This is a genomic window from Faucicola osloensis, from assembly GCF_020041925.1.
Classification (GTDB): Bacteria; Pseudomonadota; Gammaproteobacteria; order Pseudomonadales; family Moraxellaceae; genus Faucicola; species Faucicola osloensis_D.
In genome coordinates, this window is the sequence record NZ_CP083409.1 from 1,877,641 (window position 1) to 1,898,672 (window position 21,032).

The following is a 21,032-nucleotide window of genomic DNA, read 5'->3' on the forward strand; positions in this document are numbered from 1 at the left end:
TTTTAAATGGTCAACCGCTAAAATTTTTATCCCGTTAAAAAATTATTAACAGTTAGTGGATAATACTTGGTAATGCAAGATTGAGTAATTGCATAAAACTGATATGTAGCCAGCCATATATCGCCATAAATCCCACTATCAACACTACATAGCTTGCGGTGATGATTTTACCCTTTAACACAACTAAAGAAGGCGGGATGAATGGAGCAGTGCTGCCAGAGATGGGTTCATCGCCAAGCTGCTGCTGGCGGATAACGCGATACTGCATGACGTACACTATACCCAGCAAGCCACCTATAATTGCACCGCCCACATGACTGGCATTATCAATACCGCCCACCAAAAAACCATAGCTCAAATTAATCGCCATCACTATCAGTAACGAGCGAAAATTTAATGCAAAATTATTGAATGATGTTTTAGTTAGCGCTGCGACCAATAGCGCCATCCCAATACCCATGATACCGCCTGACGCACCGGCACTAATAATCGGCGGCTCACCTGCCATCACGCTATGCAAGCCCAAAAAGTTATTGAGCAGATTACCGCCAACCCCTGATAACAAAAACAACGCTAAAAAATTGACAGCGCCAAACATCCGCTCTGCCACTTGTCCAAAATAATATAAAGCAAACATATTAAACAGCAAATGCATAAAACCAATATGCAAAAACAGGCTGGTCACTAATCGCCAGGGGGCTTCACCCAGTGAAAAGGGTAAAAAATTGGCACCCCAAGCAATTAACGATTGGTTGGTCGGATTGGTCGGATTGACGCCAAAAAATAGCTGTAAGGCAAACACCCCAACACAAATTACCACCAACGCCAACGTGATAGGATAATGGTGTAAAGCTTGTTGGATTGGGGATTCAAATGCCATAGCGCGCCTTATGTAAACCAATTTAAGTGTAAACCAATTTAAGCCAAAAGTTCAAAAGAAAAAAGCCTGTATAAAATCATTATCATCAATTCACAAATCGCAATTATAGTATGAAATGGTAACAATGTTTTGCAAACTCGTTTGCTGAATGCAAAAAATGATAAGCTAAGCGGAAGGCATTTTCGCCAAATTTTTAGCATCATAGATACAAATCATAGATACAAAAGGATTTATGATAAAACGCCAATCCAAACCGCTTGTCATCCTCATTCACGGCTTGCACATGCATGCCTGGGCGATGCGACCGCTTGCCAAAAAACTCAGCAAACTTGGCTACGAATGTCACAGGTTTGGGTATTTTAGCGTCGCGCATAATCTTGCCAACCATAGCCGCCGTTTGCACCGCTGGCTGACCAAACATGAAAAAGCGGGTGTGCCAATTTATTTGGTCGGTCATAGTCTGGGTGGGCTGGTCATTCGAGACTTTTTGCAGCGCTACCCACAGTGGCAGATTACTCGCTGTGTCACACTTGGTACACCCCATAATGGTAGCATCAGTGCCAATAACATCGTCAAAATCCTGCCCAAATTCGTTGGTCGCTCGTATCTGCAGGGGCTAGATGGCAATGTGCCGGTACTCAACAATGAAGTACAGCTAGGCAGTATTGCGGGGGTGCGTTCGGTGGGGCTCGGCAAAGTGGTATTGCCCCGTAACCGTGAGCTTGCCAAGCTTGAGCCGCATCTGCAGCCCAATGACGGCACGGTATTTGTGCATGAAACCCAGCTTGCCGCTGCCAAAGACCATATCATCATCAATGCCTCCCATACGGGACTCCTGATAAATGATGAAGTGGCGATACAAATCCATCACTTTTTGCAACAAGGGCATTTTTTGCATACAAGAAATTGTTGAGAAAAACTAGGATTAAAAACCCGTCAATTCAAAGTTTTTTTAAGAATTATGTTGGGGCAAAATGCTATAATCATCCAAAGTTTTTTAGGCGCTGTATTGAGCGATGATGTATTTAGCCAGAATCCATTGAGCGATGGTCAGGCAAAGCTGTTGAAGAAGGTTAAGCTGTGTTGAAAGCAAGTGATGGGATGTGTTGTATGATGGGTCATAAGGTGCGTACCAATGTCAATGCGCAATCATCAGCCATCAGCGCTTTGTTAATTGCCTTGGTCAGTATATCGGGTGCGTTAACTGCCTGTAGTCCGTCATCGACGCCGCCATCCACAACGTCACAATCGGCTTCGACCACCGCTTCGAGCGCTAATAGCAATCATGCCAGTAATACCAATGCGACACCAAATGCAAGCATTGCGAGTGCGACTGCAGCAGTGCCCAACCAACTCACGATCTACACCTCTATTGACAAAGCAGCGCTTGAGCCGTTATTAACTAGCTATGCTAGGCAAATCAATGTGCCGATTCATATCGTGCAAGATGAACCAATGTCAATTTTGGCAAGGTTAAAAGCAGAAGGTGACAATAGCCCTGCGGATGTGATTTTGACTGAAGATGCGGGTATTTTTAGTACCGCAGTCGAAGAAGGGCTGTTACAACCCTTTAATGCCGAAAAAGCAGTGGCGCATGTCCCAGAGCGTTATCGTGATCCTGATGGCAATTGGATTGCGTTATCTAGCTACGCGCGTACTGCGGTGTATGATAGTCGTGTACTCCATAGCAATGATATCTCAAGCTATGCCGACTTGTCTAAACTAAAATGGTCACAAAAACTGTGCCTAAGCCAAGGCAAATACATCCCTAATCAATCACTGGTGGTCAATCTCATCAATAATCTGGGCGATAAACGCACCCAAGAAGTGATGCAAGGCTGGCTTGCCAATCTAAGTGTACCCCTGTTACTTGATGACAGTGAAGTGTTAAAGGCCATAGAAAGCGGTAAATGCCAAATCGGTCTGGTCAACAGCAACCACTACGGACGCTATCTACAAGCGCACCCCGATACCCCGATTAAAATCAAATGGATCAATAAGGGCTACGGCGGCGTCAGTACTAACATCACAGGGGTTGGCATTCCGCATGCCGCCAAGCATACCGAGTTGGCGCTGGGGCTGATTGAATGGCTCGCTGCCAAAGATCAGCAATCGCTGTATGCCAGTTTGAGCAATACCTTTCCGATTGACCCCAATGCCGAAGCCTCAGTATTACTCAAGTCTTGGGGGGATATCGAAGTCAGCCCGATACCTGTCAGATTTTATGGCGAAAGACAAGCGCTGGCAGTCGATTCAATGCAGCAAGCGGGTTATTACTAATTAGCTTTGCTTACCAAAAAATGCAAATAACGCCCTAGCCATTTATATGGGTCTTGTCCGCTATAGGCGACTTCCATATCAATCACCGCTTGTGGATTGGTATGTCCACCACGCTTAAGTGGTGAGTAATCATGAAACACCCGTAACCCTGAGGTATGCAAGATTTGGTAATGATGGTCACCAATCCAAGCAATCACCTCATCTTTTGCCACCGGGTGATTGGGCGTCAAACTGCCATTATCGGCTTTAAAATCTTTGTTATGTAGTAGATTAAAATTGCCCATCACCAAGTTGCGATACACAAAGCTAGCAGGGTTATAAAAACACAGCGATAGCACCCCTTTTTCAGCCCCATCATCGACAAGCCACCGATCAAAAAAATCCATAATCAGTTTTGGCTCAGCCAACCACTCAAGTACGGCATGGCATAGAATTAAATCGTATTTGCCCGTTAATTTATCATCCAATTGCTGATAAGGGCAGGTATGCCAGGTGATATTTTGTGCCGCCTCGCCTGCGTTTTGTTTGGCAATCTCAAGCATATTGGCAGAGATGTCATTGATGGTGACGTTATGCCCGTCTTTGGCAAGCTCAATGGATATTTGCGCCAAGCCTGCACCAACATCCAATACGCGAAGCGGTCGGATGTGTGTCTGTTGCCATGACTTTACCCAGCCAAAAATATCATGGCGCAGCACGGCAAGGCGAATTTCACCTTTTAAGCCGCCGTATATTTTTTTTTCAAAATGCGCGCTGATGTCATCAAAATTGCGGTCTTGGTTCATCATACAAGATTTTTCAGTCCGCGTTGTTTTTCGCGTTGATAATCACGCTCTTTTAAAGTGGCGCGTTTATCGTGCAGTTTTTTACCCTTAGCAAGGGCAATTTCGCATTTGACGCGTCCATGACTCCAGTACACTTTGAGCGCTACACAGGTATGGCCTTTTTGGTTGACCATCCCAAAGAGCTTATCAATTTCGCGGCGGTGCAGCAGTAGCTTACGGGTGCGAAGGGGGTCAGCGACAATGTGAGTCGATGCTGATAACAGCGGCTGAATGTGCGCGCCGAACAAAAAGGCTTCACCATCTCTAAAAATCACATAGCTTTCGGTGATACGCATTTTACCTGCACGGATGGATTTGACTTCCCAGCCGAGTAGCTCAAGCCCCGCTTCAAAGCTTTCTTCAATAAAGTATTCGTGACGCGCTTTTTTGTTGCTAGCAATCAGGCTAGGCATTTTTGGTTTTTTAGTCATTTAGGTTTCCTTGCTGCAACATCGCGGACGTACCCAATGCTGCACAGCGTGTTTTAATCATCTTATTGCCATAATCTTATTACAAGATTCGGGTTGCCATAAATCAGTATGACAAGCCGTTTAATATGGCGATAAATCCCAATAAATCAATTCTTGGGTTTTGATTACTAAGTTTAAGTTTTTGATTATTGGGCTTTGGGTTACTAAGCTTTTTATTGCTAGGTTTTTCATTACTAAGTTTTTGATTGCTAGGCTTTACCCTAAATTTTAATTAGGCTTTGGGTAAAATGCTGCAAAGCTGTCATGATAACACGCTAAACATAAATTGATAGTGAGATTTGATTGTTAATTGGGGTCAAATTTTGCTAGGATTAGCAACAAACTAGCAATCTTTGTTTTAGCTGTATTGTTAGCACCAAATAGCGCATTATTTATCATAAAGAGACAGCCATGTCAGCAGCCAGCCAGCCACTTGCCACCCCTTATACTAAAATTATCTATCCGGGTACATTTGACCCTATTACCAAAGGGCACCTCGATTTGATTAAACGCGCTTGCCGCCTGTTTGATGAGGTGATTGTCGCGGTGGCGATTGGTCATCATAAAAAACCGCTATTTACTTTAGAGGAACGGATTGGGTTGGTAGAAAAAGCCTGTCATGATAAAGATTTGAGCAATATATCTGTGATTGGTTTTGATGGGTTGTTGGTGGATTTGGCAAAAAATCAACAAGCCACCGGTGTACTGCGTGGACTGCGGGCGATGTCAGATTTTGAGTATGAATTTCAGCTCGCTAATCTTAATCGTGAACTAGACCCAAACTTTGAAGCGGTGTTTTTGACCCCATCGCAGCAATATTCTTTTATCTCCTCAACGCTGGTGCGCGAAATTGGCAAATTAGAGGGTGATGTGAGTAAATTTGTACCGCCGTGTGTCGAAGAGGCATTTGAACGAAAAAAACAACAGGGTTGGTAAGTCGTGGTAAAATAAACGTTTCTTGGTAAACGTTTTAAAAGCTATGGCATTAATAATCACTGATGAATGTATCAACTGCGATGTCTGCGAGCCACTTTGCCCCAACGATGCGATTTATGTGGGCGAGTTGATTTATGAAATTGACCCTGCGCTGTGTACCGAGTGTGTCGGTCATTTTGATGAGCCGCAGTGTTCGCTGTTTTGTCCCGTACCTGATTGCATCCCAAAAGATCCTAACTATCTGGAGACGCCAGCGCAGTTGCTGCTCAAATTTGAGCGCCTCACCCAAACTAAAACCAGTCAATAAATTTTTATAACCGCTATTTTTCACAACGTCGATTTTTAACAAAGCTATTGTAGATAAGGAATGTCTATGCCCGCCAATAAAGCTGAACTGAGTGCTTTTCTGAAGCAATCTTTCCCCCAAGCCAACTGCCATATCGAATCGGTGGGCAACGGGCAAGCCATTGTGTCGCATCCTATCGGTGATGATGAGTTACGACCCGGTGGCACGGTATCAGGGCCTGTGATGATGAAAGTGGCTGATGTTGCGCTATATGTGGCTATTTTGGGCGAAATCGGTATCGTGCCATTGGCAGTGACTACCAATCTTAACGTGTCTTTTCTACGAAAACCGGCTGCACAAGCCAACCTTATCGCCAAATGCCAGCTTATCAAAGTAGGGCGCACGCTTGCGGTAGGCGATGTATTGATTTACTCAGAAGGTGATGACAGACCTGTGGCGCATGCAGTCGGTACATATGCGTTGCCTGCTGACCGTGACTAAATAGATAAAGCCTGTTATAATGCTTGCCTTGGCAGACCAGACGAACGCTGCTTGCCCCTGTTTACAGTGGGTAAGGGGAGGAAAGTCCGGGCTACACAGGGCAGAGTGCCAGCTAACGGCTGGGGGGCGTAAGCCTACGACAAGTGCAGCAGAGAGTAGACCGCCTTAGCAATAAGGTAAGGGTGAAAGGGTGGGGTAAGAGCCCACCGCATGACTGGTAACAGCTCATGGCAAGGTAAACTCCACTCGTAGCAAGACCAAATAGGTGTCCGTATGGCGTTGCCCGCGTTGGACACGGGTAGGTTGCTTGAGCGTATTGGTAACGATACGCCTAGATGAATGTTCGTCCTAGACAGAACCCGGCTTATCGGTTTGCCATCTTATTACTATATAAGTTTTTGATTTTAAATCTATTAATATTTTGTGGATTAAATTTGGTAGCCATTTTGGTAGCCGTTTAATCAATATACCCCTTTTTTTCCATTAAAAAATTTTTTTTGTAACTGTTTAAATCGTGCCTGCCTAACGTATGCAAAAAGTAGGGGTTACTGCTCCGAAAAATCACTTTCTAACGTGTGCAAAAATTCCTGCTCGTACTGTCCCGAAAAGTCCACCGCCTAACGTATGCAAAAAGTAGGGTTAACTTGTCCGAAAACTCTTTTTTATAGTAGGGAAATACTTTTTTATCTGTTCTCGATACTGTTCCGAAAACTCCCTTTTTATAATGCCCAAAAACTCTACTGACTTCCGAAAAACCTTAGTAATTCCTTAGGGTAATCTTAGGGTCTAATCATTCACCAAACGCCCCGCTAATATCTAAATTATGACGGTTGGCAAAATTCACAAAATTAGCAATCAAATAATTATTCTCTTGTTTCTCAAGGGCTTTAAATTCTGTCCATATCCTATCAAAAGTTTTTTGGTGCATACCTTTAGGCTTCATAGGAAAACTTTTACCAATTTCACCACTCCACCAATATAGCTTTTTACCTACCTTATATTTTTTACGCCTTACATTATCCAACGGCTGGTTAAGCTGTGTTTGATAGTTTGCCCCTATGCAATGCCTGCAAACGTAAAGCCCCGCTTGATATAAAACGCTGGTACGTTTGCCACAATGCGGGCATACATACCAATAGCGATACCCGCCATAATGGCAAGGCGTTTTATCTAGCTTCACATGGTAATTATAATCTTTGCCCCTGTAGGTGTATTGAAAGTGAATAGTTGTGTTTGGCGTGGCATCTCTTAAACCTTTCCTATGCTGGCTTATAGGGCATTTAGCATAATCTGATAGGCTGTGTGTCATGGCTATTCTTGGCATGATGGTAGGGTTTCCTGTTTTTTTAATCTAAATCATTAAGCAAATATAGCAACGTCAAGCCCATAAAACAAGGCTCTAGCCCGCCACTGGAAAGGGTTACAAGGGTATTTTAGAAGGTGTTAGAAAAAGGCATTTTGTCAACGTAAAAAGGGCGTTTTTAGTGGCTTTTTAGGGTAAAAATACTGCTTTTTACTACATTTTTGGCTAAAAATTGGTGTTTTTTGCCTGTTTTTGATGGGTCAATGTCAGGTTTTATCAGGTTTCAAGGTTAACATTTGGCAACATAGGGCGGGCTAAAATCTTGCCTAGATTTTAAATCATGGCAAGTTTTCGCCTGTTGCGTTTTGGCTTTTATCTGTTGCGTTTGTTGTTGCACTCTATGCTCATGGCTTGATATGACTGGCTTTGTATTTGGCTAGGTGTTGCGTTTTACGCACTCACAAAAGGCGGTTTTGGTGCGTAATAAGTGCGTAAAGTTCTCATTTAATAACGGCTCATTTGGTGCGAACTTGCCTGCGTACTGCGAACCAATGACAATAAATAAAATCAATCATGCCCGCCTATCGTTCGGCTTGGGTGTTCGGTTTGCTGTTCGGTTCTCACCAATGCCCCATGTAATGCGGTTTTGTCTGTTGCTGGGTGTTCGGTTTTCTGCTCCGTTTTATTATTAAACCTTGAACTATCAATACTTGGCGGTGGCTAACTGCTCCACTTTTGAAGTGAACCATAGGCGGTTAGGTGTTCAATTCGCTGTTCACTTTTTGCCAATGGCTTGTTATTGCTGGCTTGGTGGCTGTGGTGGTGTTCAGTTTTTTGGCGTGTTCGTACTGCTCCGAAAACCTCCTTTTTATGGACTCCAAGAATTATTACTGTCTTTTTATGGACTCGCAAAATTCCGCTATACGCTCACCATTTGCGCTATGCGCTCGCCTGTGGTGTTGGTGGTAATTTGCCTGTCCAATGGCTTAACGTGGCGATATGGGGCAATAAAAAAGGGCATGGCTAAAATAACCATACCCCATCATGCCCGCCCAATCTTAAAATAAAAATCCGTATAGCTATTTTTAAGTGGAAACAATTACAACAATTACTACACGCTAGTAATAGCAAGGCTTAGGCGTGTTGTAATAGTAAAAAATGCCGTTACAACAATTACAACAAAATAGGTTTAGTAAACAAAAATTTTCTAATTTGTTGTAACGTGTTGTAATGGGTTTTTGGTGCGTTACAACATAGCAAACCCTTATGGCTGTAGGTGTGTAGTAATTGTTGTAACTGTTGTAATGATAAAAACACTATCCTAATTTTTACTATAAAAAACCCTCACCATGTGGCAAGGGCTCGTTATTAAACTTCGTGTAGTAATATTTCGCCCTTAATGCAGTAGAAATAGCCTTTTTTATCTCTATCGCTTGAATTAACATTTAACTGGTAGCCTTTATTCTTTAACAATAGCCCCATGCTATCTAGCGTTTCTGCTACCTGTTTTTTGTTAAAGGGTAGGCAAATTTCTTTTTCAAACAATGATGAATAAATATAGTAGCTGTCATTGTCTGCTCGATAATAGCCTACACGGTTTGGCATGGTGCTAGTATATCCGTCATGCTCCCATTCAGAAAAACGGCTTTTACCGTTGGCATGAATAAACGCCTGTATCTGTTTAATGATTTGGCGTTGCTCATGGTTGCCTGTCATGCCGTGATTATCAAGCCAATTATCAAAACACGCCTTTGTAGCGGTCATGGCTTGCCCCGCTTGCCACCCTGTAATACCTTCTTTGGTTGCTAACTCGCCTGCACTGGCTACCAATGCAAAACGGTTTGCTACTCGCTTGGCTTGTCCGTCAAGGTTTGGATATTGTGCTAAAAAGGCTCGGATATAATCGTTTACTAGGGCGGTGGCGGTATCTTTGTTTTGGGTCAGATAATTTAACCATTCAATACCTGCCACCCCATAATATTTATTAGTGTTGGCTTTCAATAGTTCGGCTTGTTTGGCGGGCGTGTCTGCTATCGTTAGACTGTCAAAAATTCCCAATCCTTTGCCTGCGTTTGCCTCAATATTTGGCAATCGTACAAGCTGCCCCGCTTTCATGGTTACGCCTGCTAATCGCAAATAGTTTTCAATGGTCTGCTCACCTGTGGATAATACATTAACTCGCCATTTAGGGGCGTTTCGATTAACTAGGGTTTTGCTCATACGCTCTTTAGGTTTGCCATTACCTAGCATATAGAGGGTTCTATCAATGGTTCTTAAATCAGCCTCGTTAATTTCATCTAAACAAGCTAAACCATCATTATGCAATAGCAGTATGTTTTCCATAGCGTTGCCTGTGCTATTCCATGACTTAATATAATCATTACCCCATACGCTGCCCGCAATTCGCAATGTTATTGATTTGCCAATACTTGAATTACCTACGAAATGAAAGCCGCCCCCATCTTTTTCACCTATGAGTTCTAATAACTGCCCTGCAAACGCACACGCTACCGCAAACGCTATACGGCTTTGACCTGCTACGGGTATGGCTAGATTGTCCTGCCATTCTTTTAGCGTTCCTTTGGTCGCATAGCCATGTTCTAGCGGGGCGGTGGTCTGTAACACTATCGGTTCGCTTTCATTGCCACCAATCACACAATGGGGCAAAACATAGCTATCATCATGCCACCCTGTCTTATTCACGCTTAACGCCCGTTTGGGTGTGTCGTATGCTTGCAAATAGGCGGTTAATAAGTTTCTAGCCTTTAAACTGGTTGCAATGCCTAAACCCATATCGGCCAAGATTTGGCGTAACTCTTTGCTATCGCCTTGCAGTAGTGAAGCTGGCATTGCCCATTCGTGGGCGTGGTGGTCTTTGTCTTTCCATTGCAGTAGTAACCCCCAATCGGTGCTATTTTTACTGCGTATTGATGACTTAATAAAAAGCGGGTCACAAATTCGGATAGGGTAGCCTTGTTTTGAATATTGGTTGCTTTCGGTGTCATGCTCATATCGTACAAAATAAAGCCCATCATGATAGAGTTCAAAACGCCCGCCCATGTATTTAACGGGGTTGTCCAATAACTCACCGTCATGCCATGCGATATAGTTAGATAGCTGGGTTACTCGTATTTCCCCATCACTTAACCCGTTGGTTAAAAGGTCATGCCATGATGAATAATCGCCCACATAATCGGCTATTTCACTCATAAAGCTAATTAAGGCTATATCGCTGTGTTTGAATACCTTTAATAATCGGCTTTCCTGTTTGCTGGTGCAAGTGGCATAAATAGGGCGTTTAATCGCTAGATTGCATACCATACTTTCATAATGCCCTTTATCAAACGGGGCAATGATGGTATGGTTTTTCATGTCGTAATCATCTACTAAAGTAAATAACATTTCTGCATTGTCTAGCGTATCAGTGGCGATAATATCACCTTGCCCGCTACCAATCATAAACGCCTGTAATACGTCATCATTCGTACTAAATAATTTGGGGCGGTGTGGGCTTGGGTCTAGTGGGGTGGTTTGTGTGGCTTTGGTTGGAAAAAACACAATACCGCTAGGCAAAAAACTTTCATCATACGCAAGCGTTGCTATAGTATTGGCGGTATAAATATAGCCATCATGGTTTGATAGTAATTCGCCATTTATTTTTATGTCATCAGTCACAAAATAAAGATTGTCATAGCCAATCATATAGGCTAAATTATTCAGCGTTTGTGTGTGTTTGCTGTCCTGTAGGTTTTCCGTTGTTGCTGTCGGATAACTTGCTAGTAGTTTTAAGAAGTCCATGCCGTCTGTAGCGGTGTGGGCTTTTTCTTTTGTCATGATTGCTAAACTATTCATTATTCCCCCTTGCCAATGGCTGTAATTTTGCGTTGTAGGCGTTTTGTGTCGTGGCTGGTACATTTGAACCACTTAGCGAAATAAAGGGCATAAAGCCCCTTATTTTTTGTTGTGTCATGGCTTTAACTGTCACTTTTAACGCCCTTTTCAATAAGCCTTTGTAATTCGTCAATTTCACCTAAGTAGTGTTCTAAATCATCAGATAAATAGGCGATTAAATCGGCTGATAAGCGTAAATCTAGGTTGCTGTCTTTGCCGTTGTAGGCTTGGCGGTTAAGTTCATCTTTGATATTGCCTAGTTTGACGTTTAACGCCCCTAAGCTATCATTGAGATAATCCAAAGTGACATAAATAGCGGTAGGTTCAATCATGCGTTGCCCTCCGCTTCATGGCATGGGTGTTTTTCAATCTGCCCATCTATGCAATCTAAAAAATCAATGGCTAAATGTTGAGCAATGAATAACGCCCGCTTTGCCTGTTTGATAGCGTGTATTGGGTCATGCGCTGGGCTTAAATCGTCAATAGCCGTATCAACCAATTTCCATAGCATAAGCAAATGCTCACGGTTCAAGGTTAAGCAATCGTAAACATCACTGTTTAAGCTATCAATTTGGCTTTGTAGTTCGGCTTGGGTGGTTGCCTGTGGGCGTGGGGTGTGGTTTTGATTAGGCATGGTAGCCTCCTAGTAATTTTTGAGTTAATACCACACTATGAAAAGTCATAGGGTGATGGGGTTCACTCTCGGTTCTACTAGATACCGCCCTGCATATTACCCAAAAAGGGCTGTTTTGCAATGTCACCCCATCATAAACGGCTGCCAATGCTGGCATGATATGACGGTTTACCCCTGTGAATGGGGGTAGGTGGATTTGTGCTTTGTTATCGCCACTTTGAGAGAGTAAGCGAAATTTAGGCACAAAAAAAGCCAATGGGTAACGGCTGGCTTGTCCGCTAGTAGATTTTGAGAGTTCTTTATTATCAATCACGCCCGCCACACTTTGCAAGTTATTTTTTGGGTGGGCTTGGTGATAACTGCTAATGAGTAGCAATAAACCAATAATCAAAACCGCTAGTAATATGCTTTTTACCATATCGAGTAAAGTTACCTTTGTATGATTATCATTTTGCGCTGTTTTAAGCGTTTCTAGCGTGTTTGGCTGTTGGGTGGTGTCTTTATACTGGTTCATCATTACCGCCTTTAAATAGTCCGTATGTGTCGTTTTTAATGGTTACTTGCTCAATGGTTATTACCTTGTTTGGGTTCACCGCTTGCAAAAAATCCTTGACGGTTTCGGCTGTCATTTCATCTAAAAGCATATCGCCCTCAACATCTGCCACCATTTCCCCATCACAAAATATTGCATAGTCATAGGTGGCATTATTGATATATTCAGCGTGGCTCTCGCTTTGTAACGTGGCTGATATGCCGTTAGTGACTTTCTCTATCTCTCGATAAAGTTGGGCGGTGGTGTCGCTTGCCTGCACTGTGATAGATAGCAAATGAAGCAATAAATCTTTGGTAGCTACTGGCTCATTCATGCGGTGGTTTCCTGTTCAATGATTGCCTTAACCTGTTGTTGGGTGTCCCATATTTCAGCAATCAAAATGTTAAATTCATTTTCCATCTGTTGACGGTTTAGGCGGTTGTCCTGCGCCCAATTCGCCATAAATTCGGCTTGGTGCATAACATCACTTAGCTGGCTAGATAGCTGTAAAAGTTTGGTTTGCATGGGTACCTCACTGTATGCGGTTAATATTGCCGTGATATAGGCTTTTATGCTGCGGGTCTAGCTGGTTTAAACGCTCGATAACTTCGCTTTCACTTACCCCAAAATGCTTTGCTAAATCGCTGGCACTAAATACGGGTTGCCCGTTATCTGTGTAACCGCTTGGCTTTGGTATCATTCCCATTTGTTCTACCATCTTGCCCGCTTCATCTCGGTAATGTTGCGGGGCAAGGTCATAACATTTCATAAAGGCATTTATAGCCTGTTCGCTGTCCTCACCGTGTAGGCTGGCAATGCGTTCATATTCAGCTAAGGCACGTTTAAAGGCGGGGCTAGATTGTTCTTTCATGCGGTGGTTTCCTGTAGGTAGTATTTAACAAACGGTTCGCCTGTGGCTGGGTCTTTGCAATCAAGGCTTACTATGTCCATATTCTTTGTGCGTAACTTCCAAATGATATCGGTTGGGCGGTTAATACCCATTTTGATAATGTCACGCACCGTTAAAACTTCACCCGCTAAAAGGCGGTTTTTGACTTGTTGAATTTTGGTTATGCGCTTTGGTTTGCTTGGCTGTGTATCCTTGCTAGTAGTCATGGCTGCCCCTTATGCAATAATCTGCGGTTGGTTGTTAATCCACTCTTTAACATCTGCATTGCTGAATAGCAAAATGCCGTTTCGTGTTTGCGGGTGTGGGAATTTATTTGTTTTCCACCATCTGCGTAATGTTTGGTGGTGTATGCCTAAACGCTGGGCTAATGGCATTACTCGGATAAATCCATCAGTGGGTAAGGTGTCTAGTGGTTGGGTGGGTTGGTCGCTAGTAGTAGCGGGCTTAACTTGCATTGACATAAAAAATAACTCCTATTTGTCGGTTGTTATCACGTTTGACAATAGGAATTGTAGGCATTAAAAAACCCGCAAAATAGCGGGCTTACGGGGTCGTAAAAGGCATTTAACGAGGTTTTTTACCGTGATAGGTATTTAACTTAATTCGTCACGGTTAATTATTAAATCAATGCTAGATTTTTCTTTAATTTGCTTACTTCTTGCACCTTTTTTAAAATTTACGCCTTTTAAGTGGTTGTCCATTATAGTTTTATTAGTTACTAAAAGGTTTTCGGCTTTTTGCTCATCACCATCACTTAAAACTAATGCCATTTCCCACATATAGGGGTTAATAAAATTTGCTACTTCATCTCTACTTATTAAATCTCGATAATCTAATGCTTTGATGAGTTTAGCCAAAATATTATTATTTGCTAAAATAGCTTTTGTAAAAATATTATTGATTTCTACATTTGAAAGTTGTTTTCCCTCTGCGGGCGTGTCGCTTTGGGTTGGCTTGGTTTCTTTGCTCACCTGTTGTATGGCTGATAATTCTGCTCTTAACTTATCTAATTCTTGATTAAGGTTATTAATAGTTATTTGTTGGGTTTCCACTTTTTTAAGTAAATCATTGTCATTCTGTGAAATCTGCTTAACTTTTAAGTGTGAATTTTGGCTTATTAAATTATCAATTTCAGTTAATTTAAAATGAATAGCATTGTTTGATATAAATACTTTTTCATTTTCTCTAGTTTGCAAATTATCACGTACTAGTAGTGTTTCATAGTCAATACTAGGGCGTATGCTATGGAAAGTTACGTTAGTATTCTTAGGTAGTTCTATAGCTGTATTAGGTTCATAATGCAGATTGCCATTTTTTGAACGCCCATAAAATTTATGACAATCAGCAAAAAATAATTTTTCTACAAAACCGTTTACTATTTGATATTCATCTTTTGATAAATTAGTAAATTCATTATTAGGTAGGCTGTAATTCCAATCTTTAAAATACCCATGTACCTCATCAATCTGTATTACAGTCGTATAATCATTGGTTGGCGTTTCAAAATTAATAAATCCAAAGAATTCAAAATAAGGAATGATTATTCCTTGCTTGATATTTTTTTCTAAAAAATTAATTGGGTCATTAATAGATAGGTCTAGGGATTTTTTCAAATAGCCTAAAGTTTCATTTAGTGTGATATAGTTTTCAGTTGTTTCGCTGTTTTGATTTGGGTTGATAACCCTCTCATGAAATTCTGAAACAAATTTATTAAAGGTCTCTAAATCTGAAAGAATTGTATCTTTGATTTTCTCTAAATCTGCTAAATGAATTAAAACTCCATCATTTAAAAACTTTTCGGTTTCTTTTTGGGTAAGCCCAATAGCAAAATTCCCTTTCTCAAAAATAGAAAAAGGTTTAATGACTATATTGAAAAGATTGTTTTTTACAGAAACATAGAAACATAGCCTTGCTTTAAAATCTAATTCTGAAAAGATATTAATAATAAATAAATCATCTATTTTTAAACAAAAATCACTTAATAAAGATTGTTTCTCTTTTAAAAAATATGGATTGTCTGTATCTGCATGATATTTTCTTAAATAATTTTTTATGTCATTTTTTCGTTTATCGTTAGCCCTATCGTATGCTTCATGCTTAAAATAAAAGTCAAGATAGAAAAAATTTTCATTAGATAAGATATATTCGATTGCTAGTTTTTCACTAACATTTTCTGAAAACTCAAAAAACTCTATCAAATCCCATAAAGAAATATATCGTTTATCATGCTCTTTTAATTGGTCTAATAAACCCATTGTTCGCACCTATCGCACCAATTTAAAGTAGGGGCATGGCGTGGCGGTCAAGGTGCGAAAATAACCGCCTTCGGTAGCTACTCCTAGCCATGCAAACTGTGTCAAAACCCGCTAAATTTAGCGTTTTTTTGAATGTGTAATTTTCATCTGTAACGTGTTATAACCCCCACTTTTTACAGTCCTAAATCATAGCCTTATCAAGCGATAACCCCGCATAAATAACGCCTTTTGTAGGTCGTTAAGTGGTAAAAATGGGTTGTCTAAAATATCGCTTAATTGGTCTATTTGTTCACGGGTCATAACTACAATATGCCCGTTTTGGGTGGGCTTGTTGTCCAATGCTGGCAAGGTGTTTTTATTGGCTGGGGTAGTGTTCATGGCTCACCTACTCATTAACTTGTAATTTTGCTTTGGCTTCATCTAAGTAAATAACATTATCTATCTTGCCCGCCTTAAGCTGGTCTAAGTAGTTCGCCCATTCATTCATCATTAAAGTTCTTTCGCTTAAAATATCCCATCTATCATAAGCCCCGCCATACCTATCCGTTACCTTATGCCCCAATTGTAATTCGGTCATATCTCGCCACAATGGGTTATTTTTTAACATACGCTTTAACATAGTTTTTGCTACTGACCTAAACCCATGCGGGGTATGTAATCCCCTGTAGCTTTGCCCATCATTTAAAGTAATGCCCTTAACTTCATTGTTTAATAGTGAATTTAATCTTTGCGGGTCGGTGTGTTTGGCTAGTTTGCGGGTAGGGTGGTAAAAAACATATTCCTGCCCGCCTGTAATTGCTTTCATACGCTCTAAAATAGCCATTGCCTGCGGTGCAAGTGGCGTTACTAGGTCGGTCATATCCTCACGGCTACCCGCTTTTTGTGGTCTAAATATCCATTGCTTAGTTAAAAAATTAATATCACTCCATTTCATAGCGCAAACATCACCCCGCCTTACGAAAGTTAAAGCAATTAATTGCATAATTTCCTTTAGATAATCTTTGGTAGCGGGTAGGCGGTCTATATCCTGCATTAATCTAGCAAAATCCTGCTCACTGTTTGCCAATGACGGATAATGTTTTTGTTTATGTGGCTTTAAAGTCCCTGCTAAGTTGTGCGCTGGGTTGCTTTCAATAACCCTGTGGCTTAATGCAATTTGCAAAATAGACGTTAATACCCCTTTAACTTCTAACCCTTTATAGGGGTGTTCTTTTTGGATATTGCTTACAAAATCTATCACTGTGGCGGGCTTGATATCGGTAACTAAGATATTGCCTAAACCTTTTTGGATATAGGCGATATTATCCCGTTGTTTGCGGTAGGTGTCGGGGGCTAAATTCTTTTGTTTTTGTATCGCTTGCCATTCATCAATGAAATAATTTAGCGTGTTTTTGCGCTCGTTAATTTCTCTTTGCTTTTCGGCTTGGCGATATTCGATAGGGTCTATATTTTTGGCTAGTAAAGCTAAGTTGTCATTGTAGGCTTTTTTAGCTTGGGCAAGGGTAAAGGCTGGGTAAGTCCCCAAACTCATATAAGGGCGTTTGCCTGTGATAGGGTGCGTGTAACGGTGTCTAAATTCTGCTTTACCGTTTGGGCGTATGCGTAACTCTAGCCCCTTATGCCCTGTAATAGGGTAGCTAGTATCTTTGCTTACCCTTGCTTTAATATACTTCTCAATTTGGGTAACGCTAGTAATAGATGAGGTAGCCATAAAATCTACTCATTTGGTAGCCATTTTGGTAGCCACTTTGGTAGCCACTTTTTGCGCTAAGTAGTGATAAAATATTGATAACCTGTAAGCAAAGAATATAATAAAACCCGCATAAACACAAGGTTTGCGGGTCGTTATATATTTATCACGTTTTATCAGATTTTATCAAAACATGGCTTATCGGTTTGCCATGCTTATTTTAATCAGCCTATTGTTATCAATAGGTTTTTTATTTTTACGGGTGGCAATAATACCGTTTTAACTTTCCGAATTAGTAGATTTGACATTAGCCACTAACCTTGAAACGGCAGGGTGAAATTTCGAATACGCATAAAGCGTTTACTAAACAGTGACTTGATAGGTTTTTGCGGCGTGATGTAAGTGATTCTTTGCTCTGACATGATATTAATCAGCTTAACGACTTCTTGCATGTCCCAACTATAGACATCAAATGATTCTATAAAAGCATGGTGTTTAAAGAGATAGGAATGCTTGGATAAATCAAAACAGCCCATAAACCAGTTGTTAAATACGGCGCTTGAAATATAGCCTTGACCAATGAGTTTGAGATGGGTGTGGCGATTATCTTGTTTTAAAGCATGCAGCAAGTTTGCACACGCTAACTCATCGCCTTCATAATACTGAAAAAACTTACCCGCATCGTACAGCAAAAAACCAGTGATACCAGAGTTGGTATTGTTTTTGATAGATTGGTTCAGAATGTGGGTAAATGTATGTTGATTTAACGCCGCAGTCAGCGTTATCTCACTACAATAAGCCATAAAGTATTTTTGTGACATCCCAATAGTCCTTGGTAAGTGGTACGTGAATATCAACTCCAAATAATTGCTACTATCGCCTAGAGCCGCTTGCAACATTATATAAATTTGCAAAATCAAATAGCCATCATAGTCAATATTAGAAAGAATTCCAATTACATTTGTGTTGTAATTCTAAAATCTATCCTATATTTGACCCATATCATGAGCGAAAAAAAACCGCCTGAATCAGCGGCTTATTAACCCAGAAGCAACCCAAAAACAACTCAGAAATAATCCAGAAGTAACGCAAAAGTTACTTCAAGGATGGCGGCTGATGAGAGTACCAACGCCTTTATCAGTAAAGACCTCTAGCAAAGTCGCATGCGGGACACGACCATCGACAATCACCGCACTTTTTACCCCGTTTTTTACTGCTTCTAGCGCATAGCTGATTTTTGGAATCATGCCGCCAGAGATAGTGCCATCGGCAATCATCTCATCCACCTTGCTAGGAGTAAGTCCTGTAGCAACATTGCCTTCTTTATCAAGCACCCCTTTGATGTTGGTGAGTAAAATCAGTTTTTCCGCGAGCATGAACTCAGCGACTTTCCCTGCCACCACATCGGCATTGATATTGTAAGTATTGCCTTCATCATCCACGCCAAGCGGTGCGATGACAGGAATAAAGTTAGAAGCAATCATCAAATCAATCACATCGCGATTGATGCTGACCACATCACCCACAAATCCCAAATCAATTTGTTGTTCGTTGCCTTGTTTATCCGTTTTGGTCATGGGTAATTTTTTAGCGCGAATGAGACTGGCATCTTTACCGGTTAAGCCAATAGCACGACCACCGTGTTTGTTGATGAGATTGACGATAGATTTGTTGACGCTACCACCAAGTACCATTTCCACCACATCCATGGTGGCTTTGTCGGTCACTCGCATGCCATCAATGCGGTCAGAGCTGCGCCCCAATTCTTTAAGCAAGTTATCGACTTGTGGACCACCGCCATGGACGACCACAGGATGAATGCCTACGGTTTTTAACATGACGATATCTCTGGCAAAAGAACTCTCTAATATCGGATCAGTCATGGCATTGCCGCCGTATTTGACTACCATTACTTTACCTTCAAAACGCTGGATGTAGGGTAGTGCTTCGGTCAATACGTCAGCGGTATGCATGGCTTGCTCAAGATCTAATGCCATTTCAAATCCTTATATAATTTTGCTAGAGACGTTTTTTAAAATGCGATTTTACAAGCGGTGTTTATACAGGCTGAATTTGTGCAACTTGCTCGGCAAGGTTGTCATCAATCGTACGACATAAATCAACAAAAATAGATTGAATATGCCGCAGCTCGGCGATGTCATTGGCAGAAAAACGCACGGTCAAAAAACTGCCCGTATTTGACTTGCGTAAAATACCAAATCCCTCAGCAAAATCCAAGCGTAACCCATCAATCGTATTGACATTTTTGACCGCAAATGACGATTTTAACCGTTTAAATGGCTTTTTACCCAGTGCCGTGATACGAGCAATCACGGTTTGACCATAATGGTTATCCGCAATAGGTAAGTACATATCCGCCGTACTAATGCAAGTGGGCAAACTTGATAGGATATCGTTAAGGCTGATAGGTTGATGGCTTAGCCAATTGAGCAAGCGGGCAGCCGCATACATGGCATCGTCATGTAGCACAAAATAGCCATCGTTAAAAATAAAATGCCCTGATAACTCACCTGCAAAAATCGCGTTGTCTGATTTGTTTTGTAGCGACTTTCGCATCAAGCTACTGCCAGTTTTGGTCATCATCGGGGCGGCGCCATGCGAAGCGATGAGATTGGGTACATGATGCGAGCATTTGACATCAAAAATGACTTTTTTATCAGTTGATGTATGCGCACTGGGCAATTCTTCAATGGCAATGCGAGAGAGTAGATAAAGCAAATTGTCAGGGCTAATCATCTGACCCTGTGCATCAATTACCATCACCCGATCGCCATCACCATCAAAAGCCAAGCCGATATCTGAGCCTGTAGCTTTGACGGTTTGAGCTAACTGCGTCAAGCGATTGGACTGCGTTGGGTCTGGGTTACCTTGGGGGAAATTGCCATCGGGGGAGGCGTTTAGCATGATGCAATAATAGCCAAGCTGGCTAAATAGAGCCTCTGCAAAATCACTGGTCGCACCATGCATACAGTCGATGACAATTTGCTGTGGGGCATTAAAATAGGTGGTTTGAGTGCGCTTAGCTTGATTAATGTGAGCAAAAGCCTGCTGGACAGCCTGGGTATAAGTTACAAAAAAATCCTTGGGTGTTGAATAGTGGGTTTGCCTGATGGCATCAATGAGGCTGTCATCAGGCACCATGGCTTTGTAGCCAATTAAAGCCTCATAAAGCCGCTGCACATCATCACCGCTTGGCGACTCATGATTGATGAGCCATTTAATGCCATTGATATGTTTTTGCGAATGGCTAGCGGTGACCATCAGCCCATTACCCGAGAATTGCTGTGCCATAAATGCCATCATCGGCGTGGTTGTCAATCCCAACCACTGCACTACTAGACCGGATTGCTGGCAAGCATACGCCATATATTTGGCAATTTCTTGGCTCTGGTGGCGAGCATCATAACCAATGACAACCGTAGGCTTGTTCGCCGCTAAAGTTGGCGTTGTGGCTGCCAGTTGCTGGGCATAGACAAAAAGCTCGGCAAACGCCCTTGACAATGACCAGACAAAATCATCGGTAAATAAGGTGACATCACCCCGAATATCGTAAGCTTTAAAAAGAGATTTTTGCGGAAAAAAAGGATGAATAAACAGAGTATTCATAAAAAAAACATCT

24 protein-coding genes and 1 other RNA gene are annotated in these 21,032 nt (G+C 41.6%); 6 read left to right on the top strand and 19 right to left on the bottom strand.

What is annotated here, in order from left to right; translation table 11 throughout:
- Positions 1-52 precede the first annotated feature (52 nt).
- On the bottom strand, positions 53-880 hold the full coding sequence (locus tag LAJ61_RS08290; protein WP_224053534.1) for a rhomboid family intramembrane serine protease: 828 nt from the start codon (positions 878-880) through the stop codon (positions 53-55).
- Positions 881-1,112: 232 nt separating this feature from the next.
- Between LAJ61_RS08290 and LAJ61_RS08295 the strand changes: the two genes are divergently transcribed.
- A complete protein-coding gene (locus tag LAJ61_RS08295; protein ID WP_224053535.1) occupies positions 1,113-1,793 on the top strand; it encodes an alpha/beta fold hydrolase in 681 nt (226 codons plus the stop codon).
- 197 nt (positions 1,794-1,990) lie between these two features.
- On the top strand, positions 1,991-3,160 hold the full coding sequence (locus tag LAJ61_RS08300) for an extracellular solute-binding protein (RefSeq protein ID WP_224053536.1): 1,170 nt from the start codon (positions 1,991-1,993) through the stop codon (positions 3,158-3,160).
- Here LAJ61_RS08300 and LAJ61_RS08305 read toward each other — a convergent pair.
- Together LAJ61_RS08305 and smpB are read right to left on the bottom strand one after the other, a co-directional pair.
- Positions 3,157-3,948 carry a methyltransferase domain-containing protein gene (locus LAJ61_RS08305; protein WP_224053537.1) on the bottom strand — a complete coding sequence of 264 codons (792 nt, stop codon included), beginning with the start codon at positions 3,946-3,948 and terminating at the stop codon, positions 3,157-3,159. The two genes, LAJ61_RS08300 and LAJ61_RS08305, sit on opposite strands and share 4 nt — an antisense overlap.
- Positions 3,945-4,415 (bottom strand): SsrA-binding protein SmpB, encoded by a 471-nt coding sequence (gene smpB, locus LAJ61_RS08310; protein WP_007115442.1) that lies wholly within the window; start codon positions 4,413-4,415, stop codon positions 3,945-3,947. Before smpB ends, LAJ61_RS08305 begins: the two co-directional genes overlap by 4 nt.
- Before the next feature lie 450 nt (positions 4,416-4,865).
- On the opposite strand from smpB, the gene coaD reads away from it, so the two are divergent.
- The 4 genes from coaD to rnpB all read left to right on the top strand — a co-directional run bounded on the left by coaD (position 4,866) and on the right by rnpB (position 6,560).
- Positions 4,866-5,390 (top strand): pantetheine-phosphate adenylyltransferase, encoded by a 525-nt coding sequence (gene coaD, locus LAJ61_RS08315; RefSeq protein WP_007115443.1) that lies wholly within the window; start codon positions 4,866-4,868, stop codon positions 5,388-5,390.
- 43 nt (positions 5,391-5,433) lie between these two features.
- The gene (locus LAJ61_RS08320; protein ID WP_224053538.1) at positions 5,434-5,697 is read left to right on the top strand and encodes a YfhL family 4Fe-4S dicluster ferredoxin; all 264 of its coding nucleotides are present in this window, start codon (positions 5,434-5,436) and stop codon (positions 5,695-5,697) included.
- 66 nt (positions 5,698-5,763) lie between these two features.
- Complete coding sequence (locus LAJ61_RS08325) at positions 5,764-6,177, top strand: PaaI family thioesterase (protein ID WP_065252345.1); 414 nt, start codon at positions 5,764-5,766, stop codon at positions 6,175-6,177.
- Positions 6,178-6,205: 28 nt separating this feature from the next.
- An RNA gene (gene rnpB, locus LAJ61_RS08330) (RNase P RNA component class A) lies at positions 6,206-6,560 on the top strand.
- Between the two features lie 407 nt (positions 6,561-6,967).
- Here rnpB and LAJ61_RS08335 read toward each other — a convergent pair.
- From LAJ61_RS08335 to LAJ61_RS08410, 16 genes are all read right to left on the bottom strand, one after another.
- Positions 6,968-7,501 carry a phage terminase large subunit family protein gene (locus tag LAJ61_RS08335; RefSeq protein ID WP_224053539.1) on the bottom strand — a complete coding sequence of 178 codons (534 nt, stop codon included), beginning with the start codon at positions 7,499-7,501 and terminating at the stop codon, positions 6,968-6,970.
- A gap of 1,347 nt (positions 7,502-8,848) precedes the next feature.
- On the bottom strand, positions 8,849-11,332 hold the full coding sequence (locus LAJ61_RS08340; RefSeq protein ID WP_224053540.1) for a DUF927 domain-containing protein: 2,484 nt from the start codon (positions 11,330-11,332) through the stop codon (positions 8,849-8,851).
- Positions 11,333-11,454: 122 nt separating this feature from the next.
- Positions 11,455-11,703: a hypothetical protein gene (locus LAJ61_RS08345; protein WP_160000835.1), complete on the bottom strand. Its 249-nt coding sequence runs from the start codon at positions 11,701-11,703 to the stop codon at positions 11,455-11,457.
- Positions 11,700-12,005 (bottom strand): hypothetical protein, encoded by a 306-nt coding sequence (locus LAJ61_RS08350; RefSeq protein WP_224053541.1) that lies wholly within the window; start codon positions 12,003-12,005, stop codon positions 11,700-11,702. Before LAJ61_RS08350 ends, LAJ61_RS08345 begins: the two co-directional genes overlap by 4 nt.
- Positions 11,998-12,522 carry a hypothetical protein gene (locus LAJ61_RS08355; protein WP_224053542.1) on the bottom strand — a complete coding sequence of 175 codons (525 nt, stop codon included), beginning with the start codon at positions 12,520-12,522 and terminating at the stop codon, positions 11,998-12,000. The genes LAJ61_RS08350 and LAJ61_RS08355 overlap by 8 nt, the downstream gene beginning before the upstream one ends.
- Positions 12,506-12,871, bottom strand: coding sequence for a hypothetical protein (locus LAJ61_RS08360; protein WP_224053543.1), 366 nt, complete (start codon positions 12,869-12,871; stop codon positions 12,506-12,508). Before LAJ61_RS08360 ends, LAJ61_RS08355 begins: the two co-directional genes overlap by 17 nt.
- Positions 12,868-13,062, bottom strand: a complete 195-nt coding sequence (locus LAJ61_RS08365) for a hypothetical protein (protein WP_224053544.1) — start codon at positions 13,060-13,062, stop codon at positions 12,868-12,870. Before LAJ61_RS08365 ends, LAJ61_RS08360 begins: the two co-directional genes overlap by 4 nt.
- Positions 13,063-13,069: 7 nt before the next feature.
- Complete coding sequence (locus LAJ61_RS08370; protein ID WP_224053545.1) at positions 13,070-13,408, bottom strand: hypothetical protein; 339 nt, start codon at positions 13,406-13,408, stop codon at positions 13,070-13,072.
- Positions 13,405-13,653, bottom strand: a complete 249-nt coding sequence (locus LAJ61_RS08375; RefSeq protein WP_224053546.1) for a hypothetical protein — start codon at positions 13,651-13,653, stop codon at positions 13,405-13,407. Before LAJ61_RS08375 ends, LAJ61_RS08370 begins: the two co-directional genes overlap by 4 nt.
- 9 nt (positions 13,654-13,662) lie before the next feature.
- A complete protein-coding gene (locus LAJ61_RS08380) occupies positions 13,663-13,908 on the bottom strand; it encodes a helix-turn-helix transcriptional regulator (RefSeq protein ID WP_224053547.1) in 246 nt (81 codons plus the stop codon).
- A 132-nt stretch (positions 13,909-14,040) separates the two neighbouring features.
- Positions 14,041-15,702: a hypothetical protein gene (locus LAJ61_RS08385; protein WP_224053548.1), complete on the bottom strand. Its 1,662-nt coding sequence runs from the start codon at positions 15,700-15,702 to the stop codon at positions 14,041-14,043.
- Between the two features lie 186 nt (positions 15,703-15,888).
- Complete coding sequence (locus LAJ61_RS08390) at positions 15,889-16,080, bottom strand: hypothetical protein (protein WP_224053549.1); 192 nt, start codon at positions 16,078-16,080, stop codon at positions 15,889-15,891.
- 7 nt (positions 16,081-16,087) lie between these two features.
- Complete coding sequence (locus LAJ61_RS08395) at positions 16,088-17,413, bottom strand: tyrosine-type recombinase/integrase (RefSeq protein WP_224053550.1); 1,326 nt, start codon at positions 17,411-17,413, stop codon at positions 16,088-16,090.
- A 293-nt stretch (positions 17,414-17,706) separates the two neighbouring features.
- On the bottom strand, positions 17,707-18,213 hold the full coding sequence (locus tag LAJ61_RS08400; protein WP_224053551.1) for a BLUF domain-containing protein: 507 nt from the start codon (positions 18,211-18,213) through the stop codon (positions 17,707-17,709).
- A 279-nt stretch (positions 18,214-18,492) separates the two neighbouring features.
- Positions 18,493-19,389 (bottom strand): acetylglutamate kinase, encoded by an 897-nt coding sequence (argB, locus tag LAJ61_RS08405; protein ID WP_224053552.1) that lies wholly within the window; start codon positions 19,387-19,389, stop codon positions 18,493-18,495.
- Positions 19,390-19,450: 61 nt separating this feature from the next.
- The gene (locus LAJ61_RS08410) at positions 19,451-21,019 is read right to left on the bottom strand and encodes a phosphomannomutase/phosphoglucomutase (protein WP_224053553.1); all 1,569 of its coding nucleotides are present in this window, start codon (positions 21,017-21,019) and stop codon (positions 19,451-19,453) included.
- Between the last annotated feature and the right edge of the window lie 13 nt (positions 21,020-21,032).